This window comes from Pseudomonas sp. EA_65y_Pfl2_P74, assembly GCF_963970575.1.
Lineage (GTDB): Bacteria > Pseudomonadota > Gammaproteobacteria > Pseudomonadales > Pseudomonadaceae > Aquipseudomonas > Aquipseudomonas baetica_A.
Genome location: NZ_CAXAOQ010000030.1, coordinates 34,189 through 60,476, shown reverse-complemented (window position 1 = coordinate 60,476; position 26,288 = coordinate 34,189). Strand labels below are relative to the sequence as shown.

29 protein-coding genes and 1 pseudogene are annotated in these 26,288 nt (G+C 60.6%); 17 read left to right on the top strand and 13 right to left on the bottom strand.

Features of this window, described 5'->3' with window-relative positions; all coding sequences use genetic code 11:
- Positions 1–29: 29 nt before the first annotated feature.
- The 6 genes from AACY18_RS22185 (at position 30) to AACY18_RS22155 (ending at position 4,742) form a co-directional block, all read left to right on the top strand.
- The gene (locus AACY18_RS22185; protein ID WP_339433197.1) at positions 30–863 is read left to right on the top strand and encodes an alpha/beta fold hydrolase; all 834 of its coding nucleotides are present in this window, start codon (positions 30–32) and stop codon (positions 861–863) included.
- Positions 860–2,341, top strand: a complete 1,482-nt coding sequence (locus AACY18_RS22180; RefSeq protein WP_339466127.1) for an aldehyde dehydrogenase — start codon at positions 860–862, stop codon at positions 2,339–2,341. Before AACY18_RS22185 ends, AACY18_RS22180 begins: the two co-directional genes overlap by 4 nt.
- 12 nt (positions 2,342–2,353) lie before the next feature.
- Positions 2,354–2,839, top strand: a complete 486-nt coding sequence (locus AACY18_RS22175) for a flavin reductase family protein (RefSeq protein WP_339433199.1) — start codon at positions 2,354–2,356, stop codon at positions 2,837–2,839.
- Positions 2,840–2,976: 137 nt separating this feature from the next.
- Positions 2,977–3,366, top strand: a complete 390-nt coding sequence (locus AACY18_RS22165) for a carboxymuconolactone decarboxylase family protein (RefSeq protein ID WP_339433200.1) — start codon at positions 2,977–2,979, stop codon at positions 3,364–3,366.
- A gap of 58 nt (positions 3,367–3,424) precedes the next feature.
- Positions 3,425–4,177, top strand: coding sequence for a GntR family transcriptional regulator (locus tag AACY18_RS22160; RefSeq protein ID WP_339466125.1), 753 nt, complete (start codon positions 3,425–3,427; stop codon positions 4,175–4,177).
- Position 4,178: 1 nt separating this feature from the next.
- Positions 4,179–4,742: an NUDIX hydrolase gene (locus AACY18_RS22155; protein WP_339433202.1), complete on the top strand. Its 564-nt coding sequence runs from the start codon at positions 4,179–4,181 to the stop codon at positions 4,740–4,742.
- A 38-nt stretch (positions 4,743–4,780) separates the two neighbouring features.
- Here AACY18_RS22155 and AACY18_RS22150 read toward each other — a convergent pair whose 3' ends face one another.
- Positions 4,781–5,077, bottom strand: a complete 297-nt coding sequence (locus tag AACY18_RS22150; RefSeq protein WP_339433203.1) for a DUF1330 domain-containing protein — start codon at positions 5,075–5,077, stop codon at positions 4,781–4,783.
- A 65-nt stretch (positions 5,078–5,142) separates the two neighbouring features.
- Between AACY18_RS22150 and ribBA the strand changes: the two genes are divergently transcribed.
- From ribBA to AACY18_RS22125, 5 genes are all read left to right on the top strand, one after another.
- Complete coding sequence (ribBA, locus tag AACY18_RS22145; RefSeq protein ID WP_339433204.1) at positions 5,143–6,252, top strand: bifunctional 3,4-dihydroxy-2-butanone-4-phosphate synthase/GTP cyclohydrolase II; 1,110 nt, start codon at positions 5,143–5,145, stop codon at positions 6,250–6,252.
- A gap of 321 nt (positions 6,253–6,573) precedes the next feature.
- Entirely contained in the window at positions 6,574–7,599 is a 1,026-nt protein-coding gene (locus AACY18_RS22140) for an ABC transporter substrate-binding protein (protein ID WP_339433205.1), read from the top strand.
- Positions 7,596–8,543, top strand: a complete 948-nt coding sequence (locus tag AACY18_RS22135; RefSeq protein ID WP_339433253.1) for an ABC transporter permease — start codon at positions 7,596–7,598, stop codon at positions 8,541–8,543. Before AACY18_RS22140 ends, AACY18_RS22135 begins: the two co-directional genes overlap by 4 nt.
- Before the next feature lie 6 nt (positions 8,544–8,549).
- Positions 8,550–9,359, top strand: a complete 810-nt coding sequence (locus AACY18_RS22130; RefSeq protein ID WP_339433206.1) for an ABC transporter permease — start codon at positions 8,550–8,552, stop codon at positions 9,357–9,359.
- Positions 9,360–9,376: 17 nt separating this feature from the next.
- The gene (locus AACY18_RS22125) at positions 9,377–10,531 is read left to right on the top strand and encodes an ABC transporter ATP-binding protein (RefSeq protein WP_339433207.1); all 1,155 of its coding nucleotides are present in this window, start codon (positions 9,377–9,379) and stop codon (positions 10,529–10,531) included.
- Positions 10,532–10,639: 108 nt separating this feature from the next.
- On the opposite strand, the gene map is transcribed toward AACY18_RS22125, so the two are convergent.
- The 6 genes from map to AACY18_RS22095 form a co-directional block, all read right to left on the bottom strand.
- Positions 10,640–11,431 carry a type I methionyl aminopeptidase gene (gene map / locus AACY18_RS22120; RefSeq protein ID WP_339433208.1) on the bottom strand — a complete coding sequence of 264 codons (792 nt, stop codon included), beginning with the start codon at positions 11,429–11,431 and terminating at the stop codon, positions 10,640–10,642.
- The gene (locus tag AACY18_RS22115; protein ID WP_221734137.1) at positions 11,428–11,655 is read right to left on the bottom strand and encodes a ParD-like family protein; all 228 of its coding nucleotides are present in this window, start codon (positions 11,653–11,655) and stop codon (positions 11,428–11,430) included. The genes map and AACY18_RS22115 overlap by 4 nt, the downstream gene beginning before the upstream one ends.
- 114 nt (positions 11,656–11,769) lie before the next feature.
- Positions 11,770–12,735: a sensor domain-containing diguanylate cyclase gene (locus tag AACY18_RS22110; RefSeq protein ID WP_339433209.1), complete on the bottom strand. Its 966-nt coding sequence runs from the start codon at positions 12,733–12,735 to the stop codon at positions 11,770–11,772.
- A gap of 63 nt (positions 12,736–12,798) precedes the next feature.
- On the bottom strand, positions 12,799–13,377 hold the full coding sequence (locus tag AACY18_RS22105; protein WP_339466123.1) for a hypothetical protein: 579 nt from the start codon (positions 13,375–13,377) through the stop codon (positions 12,799–12,801).
- Between the two features lies 1 nt (position 13,378).
- A complete protein-coding gene (locus AACY18_RS22100; protein WP_339433211.1) occupies positions 13,379–15,541 on the bottom strand; it encodes a xanthine dehydrogenase family protein molybdopterin-binding subunit in 2,163 nt (720 codons plus the stop codon).
- Between the two features lie 20 nt (positions 15,542–15,561).
- Positions 15,562–16,017, bottom strand: a complete 456-nt coding sequence (locus AACY18_RS22095; RefSeq protein WP_339433212.1) for a (2Fe-2S)-binding protein — start codon at positions 16,015–16,017, stop codon at positions 15,562–15,564.
- A 543-nt stretch (positions 16,018–16,560) separates the two neighbouring features.
- Between AACY18_RS22095 and AACY18_RS22090 the strand changes: the two genes are divergently transcribed.
- Positions 16,561–16,926 (top strand): DUF6124 family protein, encoded by a 366-nt coding sequence (locus AACY18_RS22090; RefSeq protein WP_339433213.1) that lies wholly within the window; start codon positions 16,561–16,563, stop codon positions 16,924–16,926.
- 113 nt (positions 16,927–17,039) lie between these two features.
- Entirely contained in the window at positions 17,040–17,708 is a 669-nt protein-coding gene (locus AACY18_RS22085) for a class I SAM-dependent methyltransferase (protein ID WP_339466122.1), read from the top strand.
- 27 nt (positions 17,709–17,735) lie between these two features.
- On the opposite strand, the gene AACY18_RS22080 is transcribed toward AACY18_RS22085, so the two are convergent.
- Positions 17,736–17,870 (bottom strand): hypothetical protein, encoded by a 135-nt coding sequence (locus tag AACY18_RS22080; RefSeq protein ID WP_445261488.1) that lies wholly within the window; start codon positions 17,868–17,870, stop codon positions 17,736–17,738.
- A gap of 15 nt (positions 17,871–17,885) precedes the next feature.
- Between AACY18_RS22080 and AACY18_RS22075 the strand changes: the two are divergent.
- Together AACY18_RS22075 and AACY18_RS22070 are read left to right on the top strand one after the other, a co-directional pair.
- A pseudogene (locus AACY18_RS22075) lies at positions 17,886–18,092 on the top strand (VOC family protein); the annotation flags it as partial.
- 35 nt (positions 18,093–18,127) lie between these two features.
- Complete coding sequence (locus AACY18_RS22070) at positions 18,128–18,961, top strand: AraC family transcriptional regulator (protein WP_339466121.1); 834 nt, start codon at positions 18,128–18,130, stop codon at positions 18,959–18,961.
- Between the two features lie 21 nt (positions 18,962–18,982).
- On the opposite strand, the gene AACY18_RS22065 is transcribed toward AACY18_RS22070, so the two are convergent.
- From AACY18_RS22065 to AACY18_RS22050, 4 genes are all read right to left on the bottom strand, one after another.
- Positions 18,983–19,570, bottom strand: coding sequence for a LysE family translocator (locus AACY18_RS22065; protein WP_339433216.1), 588 nt, complete (start codon positions 19,568–19,570; stop codon positions 18,983–18,985).
- An 83-nt stretch (positions 19,571–19,653) separates the two neighbouring features.
- Positions 19,654–21,891: an ATP-binding protein gene (locus AACY18_RS22060; RefSeq protein ID WP_339433217.1), complete on the bottom strand. Its 2,238-nt coding sequence runs from the start codon at positions 21,889–21,891 to the stop codon at positions 19,654–19,656.
- A complete protein-coding gene (locus tag AACY18_RS22055) occupies positions 21,888–22,502 on the bottom strand; it encodes a biliverdin-producing heme oxygenase (RefSeq protein ID WP_339466119.1) in 615 nt (204 codons plus the stop codon). The genes AACY18_RS22060 and AACY18_RS22055 overlap by 4 nt, the downstream gene beginning before the upstream one ends.
- Before the next feature lie 292 nt (positions 22,503–22,794).
- Positions 22,795–23,208, bottom strand: coding sequence for a VOC family protein (locus tag AACY18_RS22050; RefSeq protein WP_339433219.1), 414 nt, complete (start codon positions 23,206–23,208; stop codon positions 22,795–22,797).
- Between the two features lie 109 nt (positions 23,209–23,317).
- On the opposite strand from AACY18_RS22050, the gene AACY18_RS22045 reads away from it, so the two are divergent.
- Both AACY18_RS22045 and AACY18_RS22040 read left to right on the top strand, forming a co-directional pair.
- The gene (locus tag AACY18_RS22045; protein ID WP_339433220.1) at positions 23,318–24,400 is read left to right on the top strand and encodes a bifunctional transcriptional activator/DNA repair enzyme AdaA; all 1,083 of its coding nucleotides are present in this window, start codon (positions 23,318–23,320) and stop codon (positions 24,398–24,400) included.
- Positions 24,401–24,468: 68 nt separating this feature from the next.
- Entirely contained in the window at positions 24,469–25,086 is a 618-nt protein-coding gene (locus tag AACY18_RS22040) for a DNA-3-methyladenine glycosylase family protein (RefSeq protein WP_339466118.1), read from the top strand.
- A 104-nt stretch (positions 25,087–25,190) separates the two neighbouring features.
- Here the strand turns inward: AACY18_RS22040 and AACY18_RS22035 are convergent, their stop codons facing one another.
- Positions 25,191–26,288 (bottom strand): extracellular solute-binding protein, encoded by a 1,098-nt coding sequence (locus AACY18_RS22035; protein ID WP_339466116.1) that lies wholly within the window; start codon positions 26,286–26,288, stop codon positions 25,191–25,193.

Below are 26,288 nucleotides of genomic sequence, written 5' to 3'. Positions count from 1 at the left end.
ACAATAAAAAGGCATTGCAGGAGCGCTCCATGATTCGGCTCACCGCTGAACTCACCCCGGCTGGCACCAGTTATCTGGCGACCGGCGAAGGCCAGCCCGTGGTCTTGATCCACGGCGTGGGCCTGAACAAAGAAATGTGGGGCGGCCAGATCGTCGGCCTCGCCACGCAATATCGGGTGGTCGCTTACGACATGCTTGGCCATGGCGCCAGCCCGCGACCGGCCAGCGGTACCGACCTGCTCGGTTACGCCGATCAGTTGCTGGAGCTGCTCGATCACCTCAACCTGCCGCAAGCAGCGGTGATCGGCTTCTCGATGGGCGGTCTGGTGGCGCGGGCCTTTGCGCTGCATTACCCGCAGCGCCTGCAAAGCCTGGTCGTGCTCAACAGCGTGTTCAATCGCAGCGAAGAGCAGCGCGCCGGCGTCATTGCGCGCACCGCTCAAGCCGCCGAACACGGTCCGGACGCCAATGCCGAAGCCGCGCTGTCGCGCTGGTTCAGCCGCGAATATCAGGCCGCCAACCCGGCGCAGATCGCCGCGATCCGCCAGACCCTGGCCGGCAATGACCCACAGGGTTACCTGACCACCTACGAACTGTTCGCGACGCAGGACATGTACCGCGCCGACGACCTGAGCAGCATTCAGGCGCCGACGCTGATCGCCACGGGCGAGCTCGACCCCGGTTCGACCCCGGAAATGGCCGAGCAACTGGCCCGCCGCATCCCCGGCGCGAAGGTTGCCGTGCTGGCGGAACAACGGCATATGATGCCCGTAGAGTCGCCGCGTCTGGTCAACCAGACGCTGTTGGAATTTCTCGAATTCGCACACTCCCGACAAAACCATATAAAGGGGATCGTTGCATGACACTCGCACGCTTCCAGATGTGCATCGGCGCAGAATGGGTCGATGCCCTCAGCGGCAAGACTTTCCAAAGCCTCAATCCGGCCCTGGCCGAACCTTGGGCTGAACTGCCTGACGCAGATGAGGCCGACGTCGAACGCGCTGTGCAATCAGCGCAAAGCGCGTTCGACAGCCCTGCCTGGCGCGGTCTGACCGCCACCGCGCGCGGCAAACTGCTGCGCCGCCTCGGTGACTTGATCGCCGAGAACAAAGAGCAACTGGCGCAGCTGGAAAGCCGCGACAACGGCAAACTGATCCGTGAAACCCGGGGTCAGGTGGGTTATCTGCCGGAATTCTTCCACTACACCGCCGGTTTGGCTGACAAGCTCGAAGGCGGCACCTTGCCGCTGGACAAGCCCGACCTGTTCGCCTACACGGTTCACGAAGCCATGGGCGTGGTCGCGGCGATCATTCCCTGGAACAGTCCGCTGTACCTGACCGCGATCAAACTCGCGCCGGCGCTCGCCGCCGGTAACACCATCGTAATCAAGCCGTCAGAGCACGCGTCGGCGACCATCCTTGAACTGGCGCGTCTGGCCCTCGAAGCCGGGATTCCGCCAGGCGTGGTCAACGTTGTGACCGGTTACGGCCCGAGCACCGGCGCCGCCCTTACCCGCCATCCGCTGATCCGCAAGATCGCCTTCACCGGCGGCGCGGCCACGGCCCGGCATGTGGTGCGCAGCAGCGCCGAGAACTTCGCCAAGCTGTCGCTGGAACTGGGCGGCAAGTCGCCGAACATCATTTTTGCCGACGCCGATCTCGACAGCGCGATCAACGGCGCGATTGCCGGGATCTATGCGGCCTCGGGCCAGAGCTGTGTGTCCGGTTCGCGATTGTTGGTGCAGGACGAGATTTACGACGAGTTTGTCAGTCGTCTGGTCGAACGGGCCAAACGCATCCGCATCGGCAACCCGCAGGAAGACAGCAGCGAAATGGGCCCGATGGCCACCGCGCAGCAACTGGCAGTGGTTGAAGGGCTGGTCGCCGACGCCATCGCAGAAGGCGCGCGCTTGCGCACCGGCGGCAAACGTCCGAGCGGTCTCGGTGAAGGTTGGTTCTACGAGCCGACGCTGTTCGAGTGCGATCGCAATTCGATGAGGATCATGCAGGAAGAAGTCTTTGGCCCAGTGGCGTCGGTCATCCGTTTCAAGGACGAGGCCCAAGCGCTGGCGATCGCCAACGACTCGCAATTCGGCCTCGCCGCTGGCATCTGGACGCGCGATCTGGGCCGCGCCCATCGCCTGGCGCGCGACGTGCGTTCGGGGATCATCTGGGTCAACACCTACCGCGCCGTTTCAGCGATGGCACCGATAGGCGGCTTCAAGAACAGTGGCTATGGACGCGAAAGCGGCATCGACTCGGTGCTGGCCTACACCGAACTGAAAACGGTGTGGATCAACCTCTCTCAGGCGCCAATGCCTGATCCGTTTGTGATGCGCTAGGAGTCCTGCGACATGATCGAACCCGGCATTTACAAAGACGTCATGAGCTCGTTTCCGTCCGGCGTCACGGTGGTCACCACCCTCGATCCGGATGGCGCCATCGTCGGCATCACCGCCAGCGCCTTCAGTGCGCTGTCGATTGATCCGGCGCTGGTGCTGTTCTGCCCCAATTACGCTTGCGACACCTACCCCGTGCTGCGTGACAGCAAGAAATTCGCAATCCATTTGCTGTCCGCCGAGCAGACCGCTGAAGCCTACGCCTTCGCCGGTAAAGGCAAGGACAAAGCCAAAGGCATCGAGTGGCACTTGAGCGAACTCGGGAATCCGATTCTCGCCAAAGCCACCGCAATCATCGAGTGTGAGTTGTGGCGTGAATACGACGGTGGCGACCACGCGATCATCGTTGGCGCAGTGAAAAATCTGATCCTGCCAGCGCAACCGGTAGCGCCGATGATTTATCACAAGGGCAAGCTGGGCGCCCTGCCCACCTTGGCCTGACGGATACACATTGTTCCCAATGTGGAAGCGGGCCTGCTCGCGAAGGCATCGTGTCAGTCGACATCAATGTCGAATGATCCACCGCATTCGCGAGCAAGCCCGCTCCCACAGGGAGAAACAGGGTGATTGGAGGAATGATGAGTCACGAAAAGTACGAAAAAGGCCTGAAGATCCGCACTCAGGTTTTGGGCGAAGCCTATGTGCAACGCTCAATAGAGAACGCCGACGACTTCACCCGTCCGCTGCAGGAAATGGTCACCGAATACTGCTGGGGTCATGTCTGGGGTCGCGAAGGTCTGTCGCTCAAAGAACGCAGCATGATCAACCTGGCGATGATCTCGGCGCTTAACCGCCCGCATGAACTCAAGCTGCATGTACGTGGCGCCTTGCGTAACGGCCTGAGTCGTGAGCAAATACGCGAAATTCTGCTTCAGGTCGGCATTTATTGCGGCGTCCCGGCGGCCGTGGACAGCTTCCGGCTCGCCCGTGAAGCCTTCGCCGAAGCCGACGCCGAGGCCTCCAGTTAACCCCTCGGCTGTTTAGATGCCCGTCTGGCATGGACAGCCAACTTAAAGAGCGGATCCCATGAAACGCCAGCCACTCGACGACACCTTCAAGGTCAATCGCAACCCCGTTACCCTGCGCGAAATCGTGCTGGATAAACTGCGTAGCGCGATCATGAATTTCCAGCTCATGCCAGGCGATCGTCTGGTTGAACGCGATCTGTGCGATCGCCTGGGCGTGAGCCGCACGTCGGTGCGCGAAGCCTTGCGTCACCTTGAATCCGAAGGCCTGGTGGAATTCGCTGACGCCAAGGGCCCGCGTGTCGCCATCATCACCCTGGCCGACGCCGTCGATATCTACGAACTGCGTTGCGTGCTGGAAGGCCTGATCGTTCAACTGTTCACCCTGCGCGCCAAAGCCAAGGACATCAAAGCCCTGGAAAAAGCCCTCGAAGAGAACCGCAAGGCGCTCAAGGACGGCGAGCTGCAACAGGTGATCGACTCGGTACAAGGCTTCTACGACGTCCTGCTCGAAGGCTCCGGCAACCACGTTGCGGCCACGCAATTGCGCCAGTTGCAGGCACGCATCAGCTACCTGCGGGCGACGTCGGTGTCCCAGGAAAACCGTCGTGGCGCCAGTAATCAGGAAATGGAAAAAATGGTCGCGGCAATCAAGAGCGGCGACCCGCTGCTGGCGCATCAGGCCTGCGTTGATCACGTCCGCGCTGCCGCGACGGTCGCCCTCGATTACCTCAAGCGCAAACAGGAAGAGACCGGCGCAACTCCCGCGATCACCCTGCCCATCGCGCTGAAAGAACCGCGCATAGGTCACTGACATGTCCAGCCCGAGCTTTTGCCCGAAATGCGGTGGCCCTGACCTCGGTCAGCAGGTGCCGCCGGGTGATACGCACGAGCGCCTGATGTGCCGCGGCTGCGGCTACATCCACTACGTCAATCCGAAGATCATTGCCGGCTGCATCATCGAGCAGGACGGCAAATACCTCTTGTGCCAACGAGCGATACCACCGCGTCCGGGCACATGGACGTTGCCAGCGGGCTTCATGGAAAGCGGCGAGACCACCGAGGAGGCGGCGCTGCGCGAAGTCTGGGAAGAAAGCGGCGTGCGCGCGGAAATCGTCTCGCCCTATTCGATCTTCAGCGTGCCGAAGATCAGCGAGGTGTACATCATCTTCCGCGCCCTCGCGCTGGAGATCACCGGCCAGTTCGGCCCCGAGACCCTGGACTACAAGTTCTTCGCCCCCGAAGACATCCCGTGGGAGCAGATCTACTACCCGGCGATCCGGCAGATCCTCGAGCGTTACATCGAGGAACGCCAGGCCGGGGTGTATGGGATCTACATGGGCAACGACGACAGCGGCAAGATTCATTTCATCCGCTGACGATCACCGTCGCCCCCACAGGGGATTTGTGGTGATTCTCAAAGTGGCGCCACGCCCTCGACGATGATGATTTCTGCCCTCGCCCATTCCTCGCGGTAGCGCTTCGCCTCCTGATATGCCGCCGAGTGGTAGCACGCCAGTGCTTGCTCGTAGCTATCGAATTCGATCACCACACTGCGCTGTGGCGTCTTGCGTCCTTCCATCGCCTCGCTGCGCCCGCCTCGCGCCAGAAATTTCGCGCCAAACTCGGCGAACGCTTTCGGGGCGCGTTGGGTGTATTGGCTGTAGTGATCGGGATCGGTGATGTCCACGAGAGCAATCCAGTACGCCTTCATAGTGACCTCTTGGTTGAATTTGTATTATGGTATACCACGAATTACATCCACATCGAGAGTCCAGCATGGCCTTCAACAGCATCGAAGAAATCATCGAAGATTATCGCCTCGGCAAAATGGTCCTGCTGGTCGATGACGAAGACCGGGAAAACGAAGGCGACCTGTTGCTGGCCGCCGACCGTTGCACGCCCGAAGCGATCAGTTTCATGGCCCGTGAGGCCCGGGGGCTGATTTGCCTGACATTGACCGACGATCATTGCCAACGCCTGGGGCTGGAGCAAATGGTGCCGAGCAACGGCAGCGTGTTCAGCACCGCGTTCACGGTTTCCATCGAAGCGGCGGTCGGCGTGACCACCGGCATTTCCGCCGCTGACCGCGCCCGTACGGTCGCCGCCGCTGTCGCCAGAGACGCCCGCGCCGAAGACCTTGTGCAGCCCGGGCATATCTTCCCGCTGCGCGCCAAGGAAGGAGGCGTGCTGACCCGCGCCGGCCACACTGAGGCCGGTTGCGACCTGGCGCGCCTGGCCGGGTTCACGCCCGCCTCGGTGATCGTCGAAGTAATGAACGATGACGGCACCATGGCCCGTCGCCCGGATCTGGAAGTGTTCGCGCGCAAGCACGGGATCAAGATCGGCACCATCGCCGACCTGATCCACTATCGCCTGAGCACCGAGCACACCATCGAACGCATCGGTGAGCGCGAATTGCCGACGGTCCATGGCACGTTCCGATTGATCACGTTTGAAGACCGTATCGAAGGCGGCGTGCACATGGCGATGGTCATGGGCGATTTGCGCCGCGAAGCGCCGACGCTGGTGCGCGTGCATGTGATCGATCCGCTACGCGATCTGGTCGGCGCCGAGTACAGCGGGCCGAGCAACTGGACATTATGGGCGGCGCTGCAGCGGGTCGCGGCCGAGGGCCATGGCGTCGTCGTGGTGTTGGCCAATCATGAGTCGTCCCAGGCTTTGCTGGAGCGTGTACCGCAACTGACTCAACCACCCCGACAGTTCAGCCGGTCGCAATCGCGGATTTATTCGGAAGTGGGAACCGGGGCTCAGATTCTGCAGAACCTTGGTGTGGGCAAGTTGCGCCATCTCGGCCCGCCACTGAAGTATGCAGGCCTGACCGGGTATGACCTGGAGGTGGTCGAGAGCATCCCGTTCACCGAATAATCCACGCCAAACACAATTCCAACTGTGGGAGGGGGCTTGCTCCCGAAGGCGATGTATCAGTCGACATCAATGTTCAATGGCCGACCGCGTTCGGGAGCAAGCCCCTTCCCACAAGGGTTTTGCATTTCCCGATCGTCATCTCACGGCCCCAAAAAGGACATTCGCCAGATAACCGGTAAGGCAAAGTGCTTGCACAAAGTTTGGAATACCATAATATGATATTCCATAGACCGGACATTCCAAAGAACGTCCATCTACTGCTCCCCGATAGGCGGGCAACAACGCAAGCCCGCTCAAAAACACAACAATGAGGGCGTAAAAATGGTGTTGAACAAAGCTGCAACCGCAATCCTTTTTGCCGGACTGCTGAGCGTCACCGGCCAGGCCGCCATGGCCGCCGAGAGCGTGAATTTTGTCAGTTGGGGCGGAAGCACCCAGGATGCGCAGAAACAGGCCTGGGCTGACCCGTTCAGCAGGGCCAGCGGCATCACTGTCGTGCAGGACGGTCCGACCGACTACGGCAAACTCAAAGCCATGGTCGAAAGCGGCAACGTGCAATGGGACGTGGTCGATGTCGAAGCCGATTTCGCCCTGCGCGCCGCCGCTGAAGGGCTGCTCGAACCCCTCGATTTCAACGTCATCCAGCGCGACAAGATCGACCCACGCTTTGTCAGCGATTACGGCGTCGGCTCGTTCTTCTTCTCCTTCGTCCTCGGCTACAACGAAGGCAAGCTCGGCGCTGCCAAGCCGCAAGACTGGACGGCGCTGTTCGACACCAAGACCTACCCCGGCAAACGCGCCCTGTACAAATGGCCAAGCCCCGGCGTGCTCGAACTGGCGCTGCTGGCCGATGGCGTACCCGCCGACAAGCTCTACCCGCTGGACCTGGATCGCGCCTTCAAGAAACTCGACACCATCAAGAAAGACATCGTCTGGTGGGGCGGCGGCGCGCAGTCGCAGCAACTGTTGGCCTCGGGTGAAGTCAGCATGGGTCAGTTCTGGAACGGCCGCATTCACGCCCTGCAAGAAGATGGCGCGCCGGTGGGTGTGAGCTGGAAGCAGAATCTGGTCATGGCTGACATTCTGGTGATTCCAAAAGGCTCGAAAAACAAGGACGCGGCGATGAAGTTCCTGGCCAACGCCAGCAGTGCCAAAGGCCAGGCCGACTTCTCCAACCTGACCGCTTACGCCCCGGTCAACGTCGACAGCGTGGCGCGCCTGGATTCGGTGCTGGCCCCGAACCTGCCGACTGCCTACGCTAAGGATCAGATCACTCTCGACTTCGCGTACTGGGCCAAAAACGGCCAGGCCATCGCGACACGGTGGAACGAATGGCTGGTCAAATGAAAATGGCGGCCACTGCGTCCCGTCCCTCCACTGCCACCGGGAGCGCCGCAAGCGCTGCCGGCTCGGCCGCAGGACAAAAGGCGATTGCGATGCCGCAAGCCCCCTCCCTCAGACAACGCTGGCGCGGCGCCGGCAACCTCGTCCCGGCGCTGCTGTTCCTCGGCCTGTTCTTTCTGGCGCCGTTGATTGGTTTGCTGTTGCGCGGTGTGCTCGAACCCACCCCGGGCCTTGGCAACTATGAACAACTGTTCGCCAACTCGGCGTATGCCCGCGTGCTGCTCAACACCTTTTCAGTGGCCGGGCTGGTGACACTGTTCAGTCTGTTGCTGGGCTTCCCGCTGGCCTGGGCGATCACCTTGGTGCCTCGCGGCTGGGGTCGCTGGATCCTCAACATCGTGTTGCTGTCGATGTGGACCAGCCTCCTCGCCCGCACCTATTCGTGGCTGGTGCTGCTGCAAGCCTCAGGGGTGATCAACAAGGCTTTGATGGCGCTGGGCATCATCGATCAGCCGCTGGAAATGGTGCATAACCTGACCGGCGTGGTGATCGGCATGAGCTACATCATGATTCCGTTCATCGTGCTGCCATTGCAGGCGACCATGCAGGCCATCGACCCGATGATCCTGCAGGCCGGCTCGATTTGCGGGGCCAGCCCATGGACCAACTTCTTGCGGGTGTTCCTGCCCCTGTGCAGGCCCGGGCTGGCGTCCGGTGGGTTGATGGTGTTTGTGATGTCGCTCGGTTACTACGTCACCCCGGCGCTGCTGGGCGGAGCGCAGAACATGATGCTGCCGGAGTTCATCATTCAGCAGGTGCAATCGTTCCTCAACTGGGGCCTGGCCAGTGCCGGCGCCGCGTTGCTGATCGCCATCACCCTGGTGCTGTTTTACTTCTACCTGAAGCTTCAGCCGGAATCCCCGGTTGGCGCCAGCAACGCGAGGTAAGCCGAGATGCTCCTGACTCCCAATGCCATGAGCCGCCGGATGCGTTTCGGGCTCTACACCACCACCGGGCTGATCGGTTTGTTTCTGCTGTTGCCGATCGTGTTCATCGTCCTGCTGTCGTTTGGTTCGTCCCAATGGCTGGTGTTCCCGCCACCGGGGTGGACACTGAAATGGTACGGCCAGTTCTTCTCCAACCCCGACTGGATGAATGCGGCACTCGCCAGCCTCAAGGTGGCGGTGCTGACGACCGTCTGCGCCGTGATCCTCGGTCTGCCGACAGCGTTTGCCTTGGTACGTGGGCGCTTTCCCGGCCGGGAATTGCTCTATGGCCTGTTCACTCTGCCGATGATCGTGCCGCTGGTGATTATCGCCGTGGCGGTGTACGCGCTGTTCCTCAAGCTCGGTTACACCGGGACGATGTTTGCCTTTGTGGTCAGCCATGTGATCGTCGCGTTGCCGTTCACCATCATCTCGATCATCAACTCGCTGAAGCTGTTCGATCAGTCGATCGAAGACGCGGCTGTGATCTGCGGCGCCTCACGCCTGCAAGCGGTGCTCAAGGTGACGTTCCCGGCGATTCGTCCGGGCATGGTCGCCGGCGCCCTCTTCGCCTTCCTCGTTTCGTGGGATGAAGTGGTGCTCAGCGTGATGATGGCCAGCCCGACCCTGCAAACCCTTCCCGTGAAAATGTGGACCACCCTGCGCCAGGACCTGACACCGGTGATCGCCGTCGCTTCGACGCTGCTGATCGGCCTGTCGGTATTGGTCATGGTGATCGCCGCCGCCCTGCGCCGGCGCAACAACATCAGCGCCTGAGCGCCCAGGAGTACGACATGAGTGCCGTGATCAAAGACGCATCCCAGCAGAACGACAACCCCCTGGTCAGCCTGCGCAACCTGAACAAGCACTACGGCGACTTTGCCGCCGTGGACAACATCTCCCTGGACATCAAGGACGGTGAGTTCCTCACCTTCCTCGGCTCCAGCGGTTCCGGAAAAAGTACGACACTGTCGATGCTCGCCGGTTTCGAAACCCCGAGCAGCGGCGAGATCCTCGTCAACGGCCAGTCGCTGGTCAATGTGCCGCCGCACAAGCGCGACATCGGCATGGTGTTTCAGCGTTACTCGCTGTTCCCGCACCTGTCGGTGCGCGACAACATCGCCTTCCCGTTGGCGATCCGCAAACTCGCTGCGGCCGAACGCGACAAGCGTGTCGATGCGATGCTCAAACTGGTGCAACTTGAACAGTTCGCTCATCGCCGCCCTTCGCAACTGTCCGGCGGCCAGCAACAACGAGTCGCCATCGCCCGGGCGCTGGTCTATGAGCCACGCATTCTGCTGATGGACGAACCGCTGGGTGCGCTGGACAAAAAACTGCGCGAAGACCTGCAAGACGAACTGCGCCAACTGCATCGTCGGTTGGGCATCACCATCGTTTACGTGACCCACGATCAGGAAGAAGCCATGCGGTTGTCCCAACGCATTGCGATTTTCAGTCACGGCAAGATCGTTGGTTTGGGCAGCGGGTATGACCTGTATCAGAATCCGCCGAACGCGTTTGTCGCCTCGTTCCTCGGCAACTCGAACTTCCTCAAACTCAAGGCGCAGGGCAATGCGGCCGCGAGTTTTGAAGGGCAGCCGCTGTCGATCCGACTGACCGCAGGCCTGCACACTGATCAGGATGTGCTGCTGATGGTACGCCCGGAAAAAGCCTTGGCCCTGAGCGTGCAGCAAGCGAGCGATGAGCCGTTGATGGGGGGGTGGAATGAGGTGTCAGCGACGGTGGTTGAAGTGCTGTTTCTCGGCGAGAGCCAGACCTGCAGCGTGGTGACCTCGGGCGGGACGTCGATGACCGTCAAAGCGCTGTCGGCGGCGGGCATGCCACTCAAGGCGGGGGATCCGGTACGCGTACGCTGGGCCACCGCCGATGCCTGCGTCTACACCGAATGGAGCGAAAGCGACCTGAACAAAGCCGCCGGCGCTCACTAAACGCATCAACACACTACAAATCCCCCTGTGGGGCGAATCCAAAAAATCGTCCATCGCCGGTCAAATCTGTGGGAGCGGGCTTGCTCGCCGCCACAGGTTTTGTGGCCCTCAGTTAATCGCGGCAAAACCCTCAATCTGATCCGGCCACGGCGTCAACACTTCAAACCCGCTTTCCGTCACCGCCACCATGTGCTCCCATTGCGCGGATAACGAACCGTCCTTGGTCAGTACAGTCCAGCCGTCCGGCATGTTCTTCACATGACGTTTACCCGCGTTCAGCATCGGTTCGATGGTGAAAATCATCCCGGCCTTGAGCTTCATGCCTTGATTGGGAAAACCGTAATGCAGGATCTGCGGCTCATCGTGGTAGACCTTGCCGATTCCGTGCCCGCAATACTCGCGCACCACACTGAAGCCTTCCTTCTCCGCCAGGCTCTGGATCGCATGGCCGATATCACCCAGGGTCGCACCCGGACGCACCGTGCGAATGCCGGCGCACATGGCGTCGTAAGTGGTCTTGATCAAGTGCTGCGCCTGCGGCGTCGCTTCACCCACCACATACATGCGGCTGGTATCGCCGAACCAACCGTCCTTGATCACCGCGATGTCGAGGTTGACGATGTCGCCATCCTTCAACGGTGTGCCCGATGGAATGCCGTGGCACACCGCGTCGTTGACCGAGGCGCAGACCGTTTTTGGAAAGCCGTGATAACCGACATTGGCCGGAACCGCTTTCTGTACGTTGACGATGTAGTCATTGCACAGCCGATCCAGTTCATCCGTGGTCACGCCAGCCTTGACGTGCGGCACCAGCATCGCCAGCACTTCGGCGGCGAGCTTGCCGGCGACGCGCGATTGAGCGATCTCGGCCCGGGTATTGATCTTGATCTGGTTTCTCATGCGGTGACGGCTTCCTGAGTCAGTGTTTGCAAATCCAGCCCACCGTTCTGCTCGGCGCGGATGAGCAAGCGGCAAATGGCGCTGTGATCGAGGTTGGGGTGCAACTCGGCGAGCATGCCGATGCGCATCCAGTGCTCGGCCTGCGCGTTGATCGAGCGGCTGAGGGCGTTACTGGAGATGCGCAGATTCTCGTGCATGTCTTCTGAAATCTTTACGATGCCCATGGCAAAATCCGATACGAAATGTATACGGATCATATATTAGTCATCGGAGTAAACGAAACCATTGCGCCGAACATTGACGACACAATCCATTCCCAAATGCATGACTAATCTGAATCAGACACGCTTCAACGCCTGCTTATGCGCATACATCGCGCCATCCGCATCCGCCAGCAGCCGATCCACAGTGTCATGGCGCTTGGCGTCGTACTCGATCTGGCCGACGCTGAAGCGAATCGCATAACCACGCTGCAACATGGCGTTGCGCTCCTGGAGAATCTCGTTGAGTCGCGCCATGATCGCCGTGGTTTCGACGTGACTGGAGCCTGTCAGCAAGGCGACAAATTCATCGCCGCCCAATCGCCCGACCACGTCGCTCTCACGAAAGGCAATGCGCAGCACGTCGGCAAAGGTCTTGAGCGCACTGTCACCCTCGGCATGACCATAGAGATCGTTGATCTGCTTGAAGTCATTGAGGTCGAAGAAAAGCAGCGTCGCCGGCCTGTTCAGCCGTGCGCAAGCATCCAGCGCGTGCTGGGCCAACTGCATGAACCCACGGCGATTGGACAACAGCGTCAACTCGTCCATGCTCGCGATCTGTACCGCCATCAACTCCTGCTCGGCCATACCAGCCAGGTCACGCAGTAGCGCACGTTCTTCGTCATCGAGTTCACGGGGTTTGGTGTCGATCAGGCAAAGCGTGCCCATCTTGTTGCCATTGGGCACGGTCAACGGGTAGCCGGCGTAGAAGCGAACGTTCGGTTCGCCCGTGACCAGTGGGTTGTCATGGAAACGCTCGTCCTGGCGGGCGTCGGGCACCAGCAACAAATCGTCCTTGAGAATCACATGACCGCAGAATGAGACGTCCCTGGGCGTTTGCGTGACCTCCAGCCCGACACAAGACTTGAACCACTGCCGATCCTTGTCGACCAGTGTCACCAGGGCAATCGGCACATTGAACAGGCGCCTGGCCAATCGCGTCAGTCGATCGAAACGCTCCTCCGGAGCAGAATCGAGAAGGTTGAGTCCGTGCAGCGCTTGAATGCGCGCGTCTTCATTGGCGGTTTTTCCTGGGACCAGCATTCGCACACTCCATTGGCATCCATACACTTCAGCGTAGCGCTAATTCAGCAACGGCTCAGATTCTCATCCCCCCGCCACCGGACACGGCCCGCCGGCATCGGCCCAGAGCTTGAACTGGTTCACGAATAGGTCGTGGGGCACCGGCACCGGCGCACGCCCTGCCCCGGGGTTCCAGCCCCATAGCACCAGTTTGTCCTCGCTGACGTGTTTGATCAGCGCGGCAAAATCGCGATCACCGTTGCTCGAACGGTCCTTGATCATCGCGCAGAGTTTGTCCGCTGGCAGGCCAATCCAGGCCATTTTGTGCGCCGCCGGCGGCAGGCTCCAGTGCGGCGCACCGGGAGGCGCATGGGGGCCGTAACTGGCGGGCGGATTGCTTTGGGCGTGACACGTTGCGCACGGCAAACCGGCGGCGCCCTTGCCGTCCATGCCCCGCACCACGTTCATCGCGTGGGGCGTGCCGGCATCGAATTGCAAGGGTGAATCCCCGGGAATGTGGCAGTTCTGGCAACGCGGGCTCTGGAATACTTTCTGAATGGTGTCGAACGCCTTCAAGGCTTGCTGATCATCGGCGAACAGTTGCGAGGCGTACCCGCCTGCACCCATCAGAACCAGTGCGCCCAACAGCAGATGTCGTTTCATCTCACACCCCCGACAATTGCAGCGGCAATTGGCGCAGTCGCTGCCCGGTCAAAGCAAACACGGCGTTGGCCACCGCCGGTGCGGTCGGCGGCACACCCGCCTCGCCGATGCCGCCGGGTTTATCGTGGCTGGGCACGATATGCACCTCAACCACCGGCATTTCGTTGAGGCGTAGCACCTGATAGTCGTGATAGTTGGACTGCGTGACCATGCCGTCCTTGAGCGTGAGTTTGCTATGCAGCGCCATGCCAAGACCGAAGGTGATGCACGACTCCATCTGCGCCGCGATGCTCTGTGGATTGACCGCGATCCCGCAATCCACCGCGCACACTACGCGATGCACACGAATGGCCAGATTGTCCTGAGAAACCTCGGCCACTTGCGCCACATAGCTGCCAAACGATTCGTGCACCGCCACGCCCAAGGCATGCCCGTCCGGCAGCGGCGCCGACCAGTTGGCCTTCTCCACCGCCAGATTCAGCACGCCGAGATGCCGTGGATGCGCCTTGAGCAACGTGCGGCGGTAGTCGACCGGATCCTTGCCTGCCGCAGCGGCCATTTCGTCGATCAACGACTCCATGACAAACCCGGTGTGGCTGTGCCCCACTGAGCGTAACCACAGCACATTGATCCCGGTCTGCGGCGAATGCAGTTCAACCTGATGATGGGCCAGACCTTTGACGTAAGGGCTGTCGGCCACGCCCTCAACCGACGTCGGGTCGATGCCGTTCTTGACCATGGTCGCCTCCATCAGCGTACCGGTCATGATCGATTGCCCGACCAGCACATGCTGCCAGCTCAACGGCATGCCATCGGCTCCCAGCCCTATACGCGCCTGATGCAGGAACATAGAGCGGTAATAACCGCCGCGAATGTCATCCTCGCGCGACCATACGGTTTTCACCGGCATGCCCGCCGCTTTCGCCACCTCCACCGCTTCGGCCACAAAATCGGAGGTTGGATTGGCCCGACGACCAAAACCGCCGCCAAGGAATTCGGTGTGGATTTCGACCTGCTCGGGTTTAAGTCCGGTGATCTTGCCGGCAATCATTTGGTCCAGCGTCTGAAATTGCGTACCGGTCCAGATTTCACACTTCTGGGCGCTGATCTTCACCGTGCAATTGAGCGGTTCCATCGGCGCGTGAGCCAGGTATGGCACGCTGTACTCAACGTCGATCTTTTTCGCCGCTTTACCGAAGTTGCCCATGGCATCCCCGGCCTGACTGGCCGACGTGCCCGGAGTGGCGGCCAGTTTGCGAAAGCGCTCCAGCACGTTCTCGCTGCTCAGGTCTGCGTGCGGCCCCAGGTCCCAATCGACTTTCAGCGCATCACGGCCCAGTTTCGCCGCCCAATAATGCTCGGCGATCACGGCCACCCCGGTCGGCACTTGCACCACTTTATGCACGCCCGGCACGGCCAGCGCTTCGGCGCCCTCGAAGGATTTGACGCGGGCACCGAATACCGGCGCTCGGGCAACCATCGCCGTCATCAACCCTTCAAACTGCACGTCCATGCCGAACCTGGCGCGGCCGGTGATCTTCTCTGGGGTATCGAGGCGTTTCGTGGGTTTGCCGATGACCTTCCAGTCCTTGGCCTCTTTAAATGTAATGGATTTCGGATCGGGCACCGGCAATTGCCCGGCGGCGTCCGCCAACTCGCCGTAAGTGGCGCGTTTATCGCCAGCGATCACCACGCCCGACTCGGTGCGAATCGTCGAAGGCGCCACGTCAAAACGCTTGGCCGCCGCCTCAACCAGCATCTGCCGCGCCGTGGCACCCGCCAGCCGATAGCGGTCGAACTCCATCCAGGTCGAGGTCGAGCCGCCGGTAATCTGCATGCCGCCAAAACCGGGTAGACCGTAATCGGCGGCCGAGGCTGGCGAGTGTTCGACGCGAATCTTCGACCAGTCGGCCTCCAGCTCTTCGGCGATCAGCATGGTCAGCCCGGTCCAGATGCCCTGCCCCATCTCCGAATGCCCAAGCAGCACGGTGACGCTGTTGTCCGGCGCAATGCGCAGGAACGCATTGGGCGCAAAGACCTTGCCTTCATTCTCCGCCGCCAACGCAAAACGATGGGCGCCGGGCACCACAAACGCCACCACCAGACCGCCGCCCAACATGGCACTGCCTTTGAGAAAACCCCGACGCGATACGGGACTGTTCATGGTCTGTCTCCCCGTCTGGTTCAACCGATTTCGGACGCACGTTTGACCGCGGCGCGAATTCTTGGATAAGTGCCGCAACGGCAGATATTGCCGGAGAGCGCCTGATCGATATCGCTGTCGGTGGGTTTGGGGATTTTCGCCAATAGGGCTGCGGCGGACATGATCTGCCCGGACTGACAATAACCGCACTGCACCACATCCAGTTCTGCCCAGGCTTGCTGCACCGGGTGCGAGCCGTCCGTGGACAGGCCTTCGATGGTGAGGATTTTCTGCCCATGGGCGACGGCGGTGGCCGGGGTGATACAGGCGCGCAACGGAGCACCGTCGACATGCACGGTGCAGGCGCCGCACTGGGCCATGCCGCAGCCGAATTTGGTACCGGTCAGGTGCGCGATATCGCGCAGAACCCAGAGCAACGGCATGTCCGCGGGGACATCGAGCTCCTGATCCTTGCCATTGATATTCAGGGTCAGCATCGGGGATTTTCCTCAGACTCACGGTGTTCTGAAGGGTCGTCGCTGCGGCCGCGAAGCCTGCGCACGCTTGGGCTTATCCCATTGAGCTAAGCGCAATTTGCGTTTTAGGCCAGATGCGGCGACCACCGGTCATGCATGAGTGCTTTGAATGGTGAGGGTGTCGCAGACTCTCGCTAACCCACATTCCGTCTGCGTAAACATCATTGCGTGAGCGCGTTTAAATGACACTCCGCGTTACGCCATACAGGCTACAAAACCTTGCGCCGTTACCTACGCGTACGCCAGAATCCGCCGGCTTACACGGCTGTGGGGCGGGTTGTATCGTTTCCCTGTCACTGCAAAACAGTGATCGGGTTTGGTAGCCCGTCTGTAATGGTCGTGTGGCAACACCTTGTGCAGTCTTTCATATGGTGGTCATGCGTGGGGCTCCTTTGCGAGCGCCGGGTTCCTATTGCAGCCGGTCTACCAACCCGCGTATGGCCGCCACCCTCGTTTGGTAGCGAAAGTGATGGTTCCTTGAAATCTGCAATAGGAGTTTCATCCATGTTCAAAATCACACCCAACCCACCGCACACCGATCCAGTCCCACACGACCCCGCCCTTGACCCGCAAAAGGTCAAAGAAGCAACTGATCGCGCCCTCGACTACTACCTCAGACCCGAAGCACTGTCGGCCCCGCCAAGCTCGCCCAAGTTTCGCCCCGTCTTTCTCGTCGATCCCACGCTGGATGAAGAAACCCTGCTCGTCGAAGCCTGTGAGTCGCTGTCATACGCTCATGCCATGGCCGGTAACATCGCCGACTCGGTGGGCGGCCCGGAGCGAAAACCGCTGCTGGCACTGCAACAGGTGATCATGTTGAACGAGCTGTTGGTCAACCGATTGCTGGATAAACTGCGCCTGCCGCAGTAGGTACCACACGGTTCGCCATGCAGGGCCAGTGCATCCTGCATGGCGATCTTGAACCCGGCGTCCATACTGATCTTTGCGCACGGCATCCTCCACTCAACGGTCCGGACACCGACATGCCCTCCCCTGAATCCACTCTTTTGCAGAGCTGGCACGACAACGCCCACGTCTGGATCGAAGTGGTCCGCAGCGGCGCGATTGAAAGCCGTCAGCAGGTCACCGATCAGGCGATCCTGCTGGCAATCATGGGCCGGCAACCTGCGCGCGTGCTCGACCTGGGTTGCGGCGAAGGCTGGTTATTGCGGGCACTGGCGGATCGGGGCATTGCTGCGGTGGGCGTGGATGGCAACGCGACGTTGGTTGAAGCGGCGCGTTTGGCCGGTGCATCGCAAGTGCAGGTCGCCAGTTATGAAGCGCTGGTTGAAGCGAATGTGGACATCGGGCGGGACTACGACCTGATCTGCGCCAATTTCTCTCTGTTGCATCAGGACATCATCCCGCTGCTCGCGGCGATGAACGCCTTGCTGGTGCCCGGCGGTGTGCTGGTGATCCAGACGCTGCACCCATGGGCCGTCGCGGCGGGCGATTATCAGGATGGTTGGCGGCAAGAGACCTTCGCCGGGTTCGAAGGCCAGTGGCAGCCGATGCCGTGGTATTTCCGCACGCTGTCGAGCTGGATCAATGCGCTCGACATGGCAGGTTTCCAGTTGGCCGCACTGCAAGAACCGCAGCATCCGCAAAGTCCTGTGCCGCAGTCGTTGCTGATGGTGGCTGAGCGGCGCTAGTTTCAGTCACGCAGCTCCCACAGGGTTTTACAGTGCTTGCTGGATCAGCGGCGGGCCACTGAGGCGGTATTGCGCCAAAAGGCGCATCACACAGCCCACTTTCAGCAGGGTTGGGCCAATGATGGTCATGGCGTGCATCACTACCAACAGCGCGATCGGCATGTGGCCATCGTAGAGGTAGGCGCCGGTGGGCCGCTTGAAGCGCAGCAATGCGGCTGGCTCAAGGACAAGTTCGGTGTTTCGTGGCAAATCGTGCCGGTGGCGTTCATGCACATGATGCGGGATGCGGACACCCGCAAATCCCAGCGGGAGATGCAGGCCATGTACACCCTGAAAAAACTCGACATTGCCCAACTGGAACGAGCCTTTGCCGGCCAGAGCTAATACACTCGGGCGCTGGCCTGCCGGGAACGACGTCGATGAAACACGCTGCCGCGAAAAACCCTGAAAAAGCCCCGCGTTTCTGGCGCGACGAGGCCCTGCCCTTCATCGAAGCCCGGGCCATCGCCGATGGTCGCGAGGTTTGTTATGCGCGGCATTCTCATGCGCACTTCTCCATCGGGGCGATTACCGCCGGGCGCAGCACATATGTGCATGAACAGGCGCAGTTCGAAGTCGCCGCCGGCACCGTGGTGTTGATGAACCCCGGTGATGTGCACGCCTGCAATCCGATCAATGATCAGCCGTGGTCATACCTGATGCTGTACGTCGAAACGCCATGGCTAACCGATTTGCAACATCAACTGGGCTTCAGTGCCGAGCTTGAATTCCGCCGCTTTGCGACCACCCATCTCAACGATGCCGGCCTGTTCCGCGATCTCAAGGGGTTATACGAAATTCTCGTCGACGGGCAACAGGATGTGCTGCGAAAACAGAGCGCTGCGGTCGAGTTTTTCACGAATCTGCAATTGCGCCTGAACCCGGTTGAACAGCCATCGCGCGAGCCGAATTTCAAGCTTGAACGCGCCGCCGATTACATCCGCGAACACTGCACCGATCTGCTGAGCCTCGATGACATTTGCCGCGCGGCGCAGTTGTCGCCGTCGTACCTGATCCGCGCCTTCAAGCAGCATTACGGCATGACGCCCCATGCGTTTGTGATCAACCAGCGCATCCAGTTCGCTCGCGAGCGGTTGCGCAGTGGACGGTTGATTGCCGATGTGGCGCTTGAGGCGGGGTTTGCCGATCAAGCGCACTTTCAACGGGCGTTCAAACAGCATCTGGCGGCGACGCCGGGGCAGTATCGGGGCTGACAGCAATCCCCTGTGAGGATTTCAAGGCAACAACAGATAAATCGCACACACCGCCAACAACCCTGCCATCAGCCTGTTGAACAGGCGCAACCCCGCCGGGTTGCCCAGGTAGCCGCGCAAGAACGTCCCGGCATACGCCCAGCAGCCCACCGACAGATAGCAGATCACCAGATACACCGCCGCGAACTGCCAGACCAGCCGCGCCTCGCCATCGGCGACAAACGCGCCCATGCCGGCCACGCACGCCAGCCAGGCTTTCGGGTTGAGCCACTGCATGACCGCGCCATAGAGCATCGAAGGTGCGCGGCCCGAGTCCCCGGCATTCAACTGCCCGTTGTCGGTCGCCAGCTTCCAGGCCATGAACAGCAGAAACGCCACCCCGGCCAGTTGCACGACGCGGGTCATGAATGGCCAGAGTTTGAGCACTTCATGCAGCCCCAAGCCCATCAGCACCAGCAACAAGACAAAGCCCAACGTAGCTCCGGCGACATGCCGTTGGCTGGCGCGAAAGCCGAACTGCGCGCCGCAACTCAGCGCCACGATGTTGACCGGGCCGGGGGTAATGGACGCGGCCAGGGCAAACGCCGCCATCGAAACAATCAGACTCATCGCACACCTGCTTCAAACCAAGGAACAAGGCGTCCACGGTAACCAGCGCCCTGACCACGGTATTGAAGAAAATGCCCCTGCGATCAATCCAGACGCGGCACCGTAAAGCGGAACTCACTGCCCTGCCCTGGCTCACTCTCGGCAACGATACGTCCGCCATGCGCCTCGACGATGCCTTGGGTGATGTACAAACCCAGGCCTGAGCCCGTCGGATTGCCCTCTTTCACTGTCCAGTAACGGTCGAATACATGGGGCAGGTTTTCACTGGGAATCCCCTCGCCGCTGTCACGCACGGTGAAGACAATTTCATCGCCGACCAATTTGGCATGGACGCCGACCGTGCCCAAGCGCGGGGTGAACTTGATCGCATTGCCGACCAGATTCGACAGCACTTGAAACAATCGCTCGGGGTCGGCGTGGATGCGCAGATCGGGGTCTGCCTCGAAGGAAATGCTGATGTCCTTGTCCAGTGCCAAAGGTGCGAGCAATGCTTGCGCCTCTTCGAACATCTGCCCGACATCGAGTTTCTGTGGCGTGATGACGTAGCGCCCGGCGTCGATTTTCGAGGTATCGAGCAGGTCTTCCAGCAACGTGTTCATACGTCCGGCGGCCTGTTGCATGGTGTCGATGGCCGTGGAGATTCGGCGCGAAGTGTGCGGGCCGTCGGAGCTGAAAGCCTTCTGCATCATGCCGCAGAGCATCGAGATAACCGTCATCGGATTGCGCAGATCGTGCGACACCACTGCGACCAGTTCATCGCGGGCGCGCACCGCTTCCTGTTCGCGGCATACCTGTCGGGCCAAGTCATTTTCCAGCGCCGAACGACGCAGATCGTTGGCGGCGAACAGATCGCCGTGGCTCCACTTGGTGGAGATACCGGCCATCTCGACCTTCCAGATTTCGAACGAGGTACGCGGGCGCAGGCGCAAACCAGCGTCGGAGTTTTCCAGATCCAGCGGCTTGTGAGGGTCGCCGCTCCAGTTGATGTTTTCTTTAACCTCCGGACGGAACCACAGCACGCCGTTATCCACCGGTTTTGGCAGGCTCATGGCAAGCACGCCGCTGGCCACCTGTTGATAGTGCGCGGCTGGCGGGTAAACGCTGGCCAGGTGATGGCTGGCAAATACCGGCTCACCGGTGCCTTGCAGCCATTTGTGCAGCGCACGGATTTCTTCCGGTTCCGGGCAGTGACCGTAACGGTGCAACTGATTGTCTTCAATGATGGCGATACCACCAGCGTTGGTCAGCGCCATGAGCACTTGCGGCTGGTTCGCCAACCCGTCGAAAACATTTTGCGGCGAGTCGATCATCGCCTGATTGAGCAACGCCAAAGCGTCGACTTTTTCTTCACGCTGGCGGCTGAGTTCCAGCGCTTCCATCGCACTGATCTGCAGTGACAGAACCTGACCGATAGTCTGGCAAGCCATGCGCAGGTCGTGTGGAACGTGCAGCGGCTGACGGTTGCCGCAACTGATCAAGCCCCACAGTTTGTCGCCTTTGAGCAACGAGATGCTCATCGATGACAGCACGCCCATGTTCTTCATGTACTGGCAGTGGATCGGCGACACGCTGCGCAGCGTGGCAAAGCTCAGGTCCAGGGGGGTGTGCGTATCGGGACGCAGCTTCGGCACCAGCGGCACTGGCTGATAGTCAGCGTCAGGGATGATCCGCAGCCAATTGGTGCGGTACAACTCGCGAGCCTGCTCGGGAATGTCGGAGGCCGGGAAGAACAGGCCGTTGAACACTTCCATCGACGGCGATGAGGCTTCGGCGATCACCTGGCCGTGCCCTTCCTCCTCGAAACGGTAGATCAGCACCCGGTCGTAACCGGTCATGGCCTGGATTTCCTTGACGCTGATGTCGTACAGCGCCTGCAGCGTAGTGGCGGCTTGCAAGCGCTGAAGCATCCGCCCCAGGTGGGTCTGTCTGCCGGCCACGTTGCGCGGCTGGAAGTTTTCGACGTGGATTTCCAGCTCCAGAATCAGCACGCCCTGATGGCGGTGCAGCAGACCTTCGAACGCAGTGCCATTGAGCTGGAAATGCAGCGGCGGGGCATCGAAGAATGCCGACTGCAGCAACGCTTGGCGCACGGTCTGGGCTGGCGCGTCGCCAATCAGGTGCTCAAGCGGCAGGCCGATCAGATCCTCTGGTGTGCGGGCCAGCAAGGTGTCGACGTTGGCGCTGACCTGAATGATGTTCAGCGCAGGCTCGCTCAGGGTCAGCAACAAACCGTGGGGCTGGATGGCGCCAGGGAAACGAATCGGCTCGTCGGCACAGTTGTCCAACAGTTTTTCAAAAGCTTCTTTGTCTTGCGGGCTCATGCCAGTACCTCCCGGCTATCGAGCCAGCGCTCGAAACAGCTGAATGTGTTTTGCGCCGCCAGCACAACGGCTTCGCGTTCGGCGGTGGGCATTGGGCGACTGCCCAGGTATTCAATGAACTCGCGCCAGCGGCGACCGGTGGCGGCGCCGTAAACATCAAGAAACGCGGCACCGTTTTGCGCTTCAAGGCCCAAACGGCTGGCGATTTCCCGGCGCAGAATCTGCCCGCCCAGGGTCGCGCCTTCAAGCACGTACAACACGCCAAGGCTGGTGGCGCTTGAGTCGATCAGTGGCAACCGCTGACACATCGGCAAGCTGTCGATCGCCGCCCCGCAATCCCCCAGGGCTTTCAGGTCGCTGTGCAGTGTCTGGGCTTTGAGGCGTGGTGACAGATCGAAATCGGCGGGAATCGCATCGCTGTCCCGCAACGCGCTTTCCAGCGGTAAATAAAAGCCGTAATAGGCCTGGATCAGCCGCTTAAAGGCGGGCACATCAAGGGCGTCGGAGAAAAAAGGCAGACGCTTTTCCAGCGCGATATGCAACTCGGCAGTCCCGGCTCGTAGGTCTTGCAACACCGGTGGCACATAAACCTCACGGGGCTTTGCTTGCATGTAGATCGCTCTTGGTGGGGCCACTTGGGGCCAGGCGGGGTTTGGAGAGACATTGGGCGAAATCTTACACGCCAATCGCCTTTTCTGACCGCAAGGATCAATTTTTTCGCCAAAAGGGACGCCTCAGATTGTTTCTGAGCGGTTCGGTATCCGGAAAGTTCGACCGGACTGACCAACGCCCCTGCCCGTGGTACCACGACGGCGATGGGCCAATAGTTCGCCAGGCCCTGTAACCGTTGTTGCGCAGGCAGTTGTCGAGGGCGACTTCGGCGCTGTTGAAGGCGAAACGCGCTTAAATCTCACACGGGCCTTTGAGTTCGACCTGATTGCCGTCCGGATCAAAGCAGTACAGGGACAGGCCGTAGCCCTCGGCACCGAAGCGGTTGGCGGCTTTTCCCACGGTCAGCCCGAAAGACTGCAAATGCGCAGTCAGCGCGTCCTCATTGAACGGTTCAATGCGCAGGCAGAAGTGATCGACGTTGCGCCGCTCGGCCCCGGCCGCCCCGCCGCCCTTGCGGCCAAGTTCGCCCTGCAGGTCGACGAGGTCGATCATTGAGGTGCCGGCACGCAAGTGCACCAGCCCCAACGGCTCGTTACGCTTGACCACTTCGGCGCCGAACACCTGGCCGTAGAACTCGATGCTGCGTTGCAGGTTCGCAACGCGCAGGACGATGTGATCGATGTGTTGGATGACGAACGGTTGCATGGGTTTGATTCCTCACATTCAGCGGCCCGGTGATTGTGCTGCAAATATAAAAAAATTCACTGTCGATTTTTCGGTGGAGCCATCGACAAACTGGTTTTACTCTCACGCCATGAACATACAAACCACTGTCCTGCCGCCCCACGCCGAGATGGTTCGCGCCATGCTCGAACGCGACACTGCTTATGAAGGCGTGTTCTTCACGGCCGTGAAAACCACCGGGATCTTCTGCCGCCCCAGTTGCACGGCGCGCAAGCCGAAACCTGAGAACGTCGAATTCTTCGCCCATGCCGACGAGTGCATGTCCGCCGGTTATCGCGCCTGTCTGCGCTGCAAACCGCTGGACGCGGCGGCCATTGCGCCGGACTGGGTACAAAGCGTGCTCAAAGCCGTGGATGCCGATCCGGAGGTGCGCTGGAGCGATGCGCAACTGCTCGCCGAAGGCATCGAGCCGCTGAAATTGCGGCGCTGGTTCAAGCAGCATTTCGGCATGACCTTCCATGCCTGGTTGCGCACCCGCCGACTCGGTATGGCGCTGGGCGGAATCAAGCAAGGCACCTCCATCGACCACGCGGCGTTCGATTCCGGCTATGAATCGCTGAGCGGTTTTCGTGATGCGTTTCAGAAGTCGTTCCACATCACGCCCGGTCGCGCAGCCAACAGTGAACCGTTGCTGTTTACCCGGCTGACCACACCGCTGGGGCCGATGATTGCCATGGCTGAGCGCCGTGGGCTGGTGTTGCTGGAGTTTCTTGATCGGCCAGCGCTGACACGGGAAGTCGAAGAGTTGCAGAGCCGATATGGCTATGCGGTCGCACCGGGGCACAACGCGCCGCTACAGCAAATCGAACAACAACTGGCCGACTACTTTGCAGGCAACCTCAGCACGTTCAGCGTACCGTTGCACCTGCCCGGCAGCGAGTTCGCCCGCCAGGTCTGGTCGGCACTGCTGCAAATCCCCTACGGCCACACCACCACCTACGGCGCGATTGCTGCCGGTTTGGGCAAACCCGGCGCCAGTCGCGCTGTCGGCCTGGCCAACGGGCACAACCGTCTGGCCATTGTGGTGCCTTGCCATCGGGTGATCGGCGCGGATGGCTCGCTCACCGGGTATGGTGGAGGACAACCACGCAAGGCCTTTCTGCTGAGGCTCGAAAACGCGGCGCGACAACTCACGCAGCCTTGGCTTTTCTAACGATTGGACTCAGCCAGCAAAAGGAATCTCGATGAACACTCCTGAAATCGATGACTTGCTGAATTAGCATGGCGAATGTTTATCGCACAGCCAGTGCGTTTTTGGCCTCAATCGATACCGATTGGCAGCGGCTCGTCGCCACTGTCGGCCCTTGCCTGCATCAACCTTATCCAGCGCGGGATCCCTACGAGTCGCTGGTGCGCTCGATTGCCTATCAGCAACTGCATGCCAAGGCCGGGGATGCAATTGTCGGGCGATTGGTCGGGTTGTTTCCCGGGCAATCGTTTCCTCGGCCGGAGCAGATGCTGGCGACCGATGTTGATCGCATCCGTGGCTGCGGGTTTTCCGCAGGCAAGATTGCGACGATTCAGGGCATCGCCCAAGCCACGCTGGACGGCGTGGTGCCAGATTACGCCACGGCGTTGGCGATGGATGATGAGGCGCTGATCGAGCGGCTCGTCAGCCTGCGCGGAATCGGGCGCTGGACGGTGGAGATGCTACTGATCTACAGCCTGGAACGGATGGACATTTTGCCGGCGGACGACTTTGGCGTGCGTGAAGGCTACCGGCGTTTGAAGGGGCTGGAGGAGCAGCCGACGCGCAAGCAGATGGTTGAGATCGGGGTGCACTGGCGTCCGTTTCGGACGGTGGCCGCGTGGTATTTGTGGCGGGTGCCCAAGTCGTAGACGGCGTTATCGTTCTTGGCGAGCAAGCCTGCTCCCACATTTGTAATGCAGTTTCCTGTGGGGGCGAGCCTGCTCGCGAAGACATCAGTCGATTTAACGCCCATTTACAGGCCAGACTTCAACCGGCTGAATGCCCGAATCAACGCCCGATTGAACGCCTTGCCATTGTCATTCTTGCTGTACAGCGAAGCCCTGACCTGTGCAGAGGGATACGTCCCCGGATCATGACGAATCGCCGCATCGACCAACCCATCGGCCGCGGTAATCGCATTGGCGTAGTGAATGGTGTCGGTGATCGGCGCAATCACCTCGGGGGTCATCAGGTAGTCCATCAACGCGAGCCCGGCCTGCGGATGCGGCGCATCCTTGGGAATGACCATGGCGTCGAACCAGATCAGCGTGCCCTGTTTCGGTATCCGGTAACTCAGCGTAAACGGCTTGTTGGCTGCCTGCGCCTGCCCCGCGGCGATGGCGACGTTGCCGTTCCATGACATCGCCACACAGGTGTTGCCATTGGCCAGGTCGCTGATGTTCAGGTCATTGTCGAAGTAACGAATGTACGGGCGGATCTTCGCCAGTTGCTGCTCGGCCAATTTCAAGTCATCGAGATTCTGCCGGTTGATGTCCAGCCCCATGTACTTCATGACGGCGGCGAACACTTCGTTGGGATCGTTGAGCAGACTGACCCCGCAATCGGCGAATTTCGACACCACCGCAGGATCGAACAGCATGGCCCAACTGTCTGTCGGCGCATCGGGCAGACGCTGTTTGATCGCCTCTTCCTGATAACCCACACCGGTGGTGCCCCAAGCGTAGATCCCTGCATAACGATTGCCCGGATCGAACACCGCCATGTGCTGGCGAAACTCCTCACCCACTCCGGCGAAATGCGGCACTCGGGCCTTGTCCAGCGGCTGTATCGCGCCGCTCTGGATGGCCCGCGACAAGTGCTGGCCGGCGGTCAATACCAGGTCATAACCGCTGCGTCCGGTGAGCAGTTTGGTTTCGACGGTTTCCAGCGAATCAAAGTGATCGGCCACCACACGAATGCCGGTTTTCGCCTCAAAATTCTTCAACGTATCCGGGGCCAGGTATTCGCCCCAGATGTACAGATTGACCACCAGTTTGTCGGTGTCGGCGGCCTGCACACACAGGGGTGCAAGCACCAGCATTAACGCTTGAGTCAGTTTGTGCAGGCCCAT